This is a genomic window from Mycoplasma imitans ATCC 51306 (assembly GCF_000518305.1).
Classification (GTDB): Bacteria; Bacillota_I; Bacilli_A; order Mycoplasmatales; family Mycoplasmoidaceae; genus Mycoplasmoides; species Mycoplasmoides imitans.
In genome coordinates this window covers 1-1,482 of record NZ_JADI01000027.1, presented here as the reverse complement: position 1 = coordinate 1,482, position 1,482 = coordinate 1, and the positions used below count along the sequence as shown (strand labels likewise).

General features: G+C 31.8%; 1 pseudogene. It reads left to right on the top strand.

The features are described from left to right. Positions 1-1,344 (top strand): annotated as a pseudogene (locus tag P690_RS04040) (hypothetical protein); the annotation flags it as partial. Positions 1,345-1,482 lie beyond the last annotated feature (138 nt).

Here is a 1,482-nt window from a genome sequence, read left to right as displayed (position 1 = left end):
AAGCAAGTTTTATCTAAAGATAAATTATCAGTAGGAACAGGAGCGCACGCTAATAATGAACAACCAGCAAACTATAGTTATGTAGGTTATAGCGGCGATGTTGTATTTAGCGGTTCTAGTGATCAGCAACCAAGTTGATATTTTGCTCAAAGAAAAGTTTGAAAAAACAAATCCACAATAACAACAACAAAAGTCGCAGTTAATGACAGTAATCCGCTGACTGATGTATCTTGAATTTACAGTTTAGCTGGAGAAGGAACTAATTATACTTTATCTTTTGATTACTACGGTCCATCAACAGCTTATCTATATTTTCCTTATAAATTAGTAAATAATACAGATAATATTGCGCTTCAATACAAACTAAATGATGGAGATCCTCAAGCTATACAGTTTGAACAAGCTCAATCTTCTGTGCAATCTATGCCTGGTGATGCTTCTACAGAAAACGGTGCATCTTTTCTAAAATTAGTAGTTGATGATAATACTATGATGTCTGCTGATAATAAGAATTCAGCTTCTAATCCAATTCCTACAGTTTCTGATATTAATGTAGCTAAGATTAGTTTATCTGGTTTAAAATTTGGACAAAATAAAATTGAATTCAGCGTTCCTAATGAACAAGGAAAAGTATCTCCAATGATTGGGAATATGTACTTGACTTCTTCTACAAATAACCAAAGCAAAGTGTATGATGATATCTTTGGTAATAGCGTAACCAAAAAAGATGCTTCAACATCAGTAACAGTTGATCTTCTAAAAGGTTATGGTTTAGCAGCTGATAGATCAATCTATTTTGGTCGATTTATTGGTTTAACAAAAGAAGGTGGAACTTCTGATTCACAAGAAAACAATACAACTTATTTAGTTGGTTATCTTGGTGGAAACTTTATTCGACAAGTAGATGTTACTACAAACGTTAATAACTCACCTTCTAACAACAATATGGATAGAACAATTACAATATATGTAAATGCTCCGACAGAAGGTGAATATCACATTAGCGGTTCATATATTACATCAAGACAAAGAGGATTGCAATTTACAGCAGGTGATGCTAGTTCTTCAAATACAAATGTTGTTAAAGTTAACGTTACAGGAAAAAATGATTGAACGACATTAGGAAACTTTGATACATCTACTAGCAGCGATACCGCTAACAAAACCTTAAAATTAAAACAAGGTCTTAATAAGATTGTAATTGCGGGCGGTGCCCAAAGCCAAGACGGGGGTAACGCACCTTATATTGGTAACTTAACATTTAGATTAAATAGTAGTAATAAAACAACTGCTAGTGGTACAGAATCAGATCAACAACATTCTACAAAAGAAGTAAATAGATAAAACAATATATTTGTATAGGTCGCTAAGTTAGTTAAATAAAAATCATTTAAACATCAGATTTTATCTGGTGTTTTTTTATTTTTGTTTTATCAAGTGAAAAATACTAATAATTATTTTTGGAATTAACGCTAAAAAACG